This window comes from Brevibacterium litoralis, assembly GCF_040212315.1.
Classification (GTDB): Bacteria; Actinomycetota; Actinomycetes; order Actinomycetales; family Brevibacteriaceae; genus Brevibacterium; species Brevibacterium litoralis.
The window spans coordinates 1-1,725 of record NZ_JBDIUY010000027.1 but is presented as its reverse complement, the minus strand read 5'-3'; the positions used below and the strand labels follow the sequence as shown (position 1 = coordinate 1,725).

Here is a 1,725-nt window from a genome sequence, read left to right as displayed (position 1 = left end):
TTCGTGTCGACGAGTTCTTTGAGTTGCTGTGTCAGGTGGAGGCGTTGGGAAGGTGAATACGGCACGGTCGTTGCAACCTCTCGGATGGAGAGTGTTGCAACGACCGTTAGAACCCAAGCGTGACATCACACGTGCAGGGCGCCTCGACGGCGTCTTTGTGCCCAGTCAACGTGACGGAGCGCCCACTCGACGGGAGGGAGCGCCCAGTCGACGATTCAGGGGTTGCATTGACTATTAGTGTGTGCAACCATTGAGTCATCGCATCTACTAGTCACAACGACCAGAGACGAGAGGTGGGCACGATGATCGAGTTCTACGCCCGGCACGCGGCCGGAGGGATCGTCCCGAGCACCGACACTCCCATGCACTTCCCCGCCGGTGAGGAGCACGTGCGCGACACGGCCGAGCCCGAGGAGCAGGGATTCCTGGTCGTCGTCCGCGGGACGGATGCGAACGAGTTCGTCCGCGCAGCGATGTGGACCGACCTCCAGCAGCAGCGCGGCCACCGGGTCACGCTCGCCGTGCCCTACCTGCCGGGCGCGCGGATGGACCGGGGCCGGCCGTTCGGCGCCGGAGTCTACGCCCGCCTCATCGACGCGGTCGGTGCCGACCGGGTGATCGCCCTCGATCCGCACTCGACGGTGATGCCGGCGCTCGTCGACGGCCTGGTCGCCTACCCGGCGGCGCGGCTGGTGGACAGGTTCCTCGGTGACGGGGCCACGGACGGTACCCGGACGAGCAGGTACGCCGGGGTCATCGCCCCGGACGCCGGTGCCGTGGCCCGCGCCTCCGAGACGGCCCGCCACCTGGGAGTCCCGCTGTACCGCGCCCGGAAGACCCGGGACTTCGCGACGGGACGGCTCTCCGGGTTCGAGTGCGAGGCGCTGCCGGAGACCGGCCGGTTCCTGGTCGTCGACGACATCTGCGACGGCGGTGGCACCTTCGCCGGCCTCGCCGAGGCGACCGGGCTCGGCCCCGACCGTCTGGACCTGTGGGTCACCCACGGGGTGTTCTCGGGCCGGGCCGGGCGACTGCGCGAGCATTTCGGCACTGTCCACACGACCGACTCCCACCCCGGCTTCCGCAACCCCGAGGTCGGCGCCACCGTCCACCCGATCCTGCCCGTTCTGATCCAGGAGGCGCTGTGATGTTCGACCGCGCTGTGAACACCGACCGCACCGTGATGACCACGAACACCCGGAAGAAGACCCCCATGCGCACCACCGCCCCCTCCCCCATCGCACCGCTGCTGCTCACCGACGGCTACAAGATCGGCCACGTGAAGCAGTACCCGCCGAACACGACCCGCGTGTACTCGAACTGGACCAACCGGTCCTCGCGGCTGCCGGGCGTCGACTCGGTCGTGCACTTCGGGTTGCAGGCCTTCCTCCAGGAGATCCTCACCGATGCCTTCGTGCCCTTCTTCGCGGCCGACGAGGACGAGGTGGTCGAGCTCTACACCGAGACGATGAATGGATACCTCGGACCGGGCTCGGTCGACGCCTCGCACATCCGGGCCCTGCACCGGAAGGGGTACCTGCCGCTGCGGTTCTGCGCCGTCCCGGAGGGCACCCGGGTGCCGCTGCGGGTGCCGAGTTTCACGGTGGAGAACACCGAACCGGAGTTCTTCTGGCTGGTCAACTACGTCGAATCGGCACTGTCGGCGAGCGTGTGGCACGCCTCGACGACGGCGACGATCGCCGCGGAGTACCGCGCGCTCCTCGA

General features: G+C 68.4%; 2 protein-coding genes. Both read left to right on the top strand.

Annotated features, from left to right (window positions below; genetic code table 11):
• Positions 1 to 302: 302 nt before the first annotated feature.
• Entirely contained in the window at positions 303 to 1,148 is an 846-nt protein-coding gene (locus AAD496_RS10140; RefSeq protein WP_349828588.1) for a phosphoribosyltransferase family protein, read from the top strand.
• The coding region (locus AAD496_RS10135; protein WP_349828587.1) for a nicotinamide phosphoribosyltransferase domain-containing protein at positions 1,148 to 1,725 on the top strand (578 nt) is incomplete at its 3' end. The genes AAD496_RS10140 and AAD496_RS10135, both read left to right, overlap by 1 nt.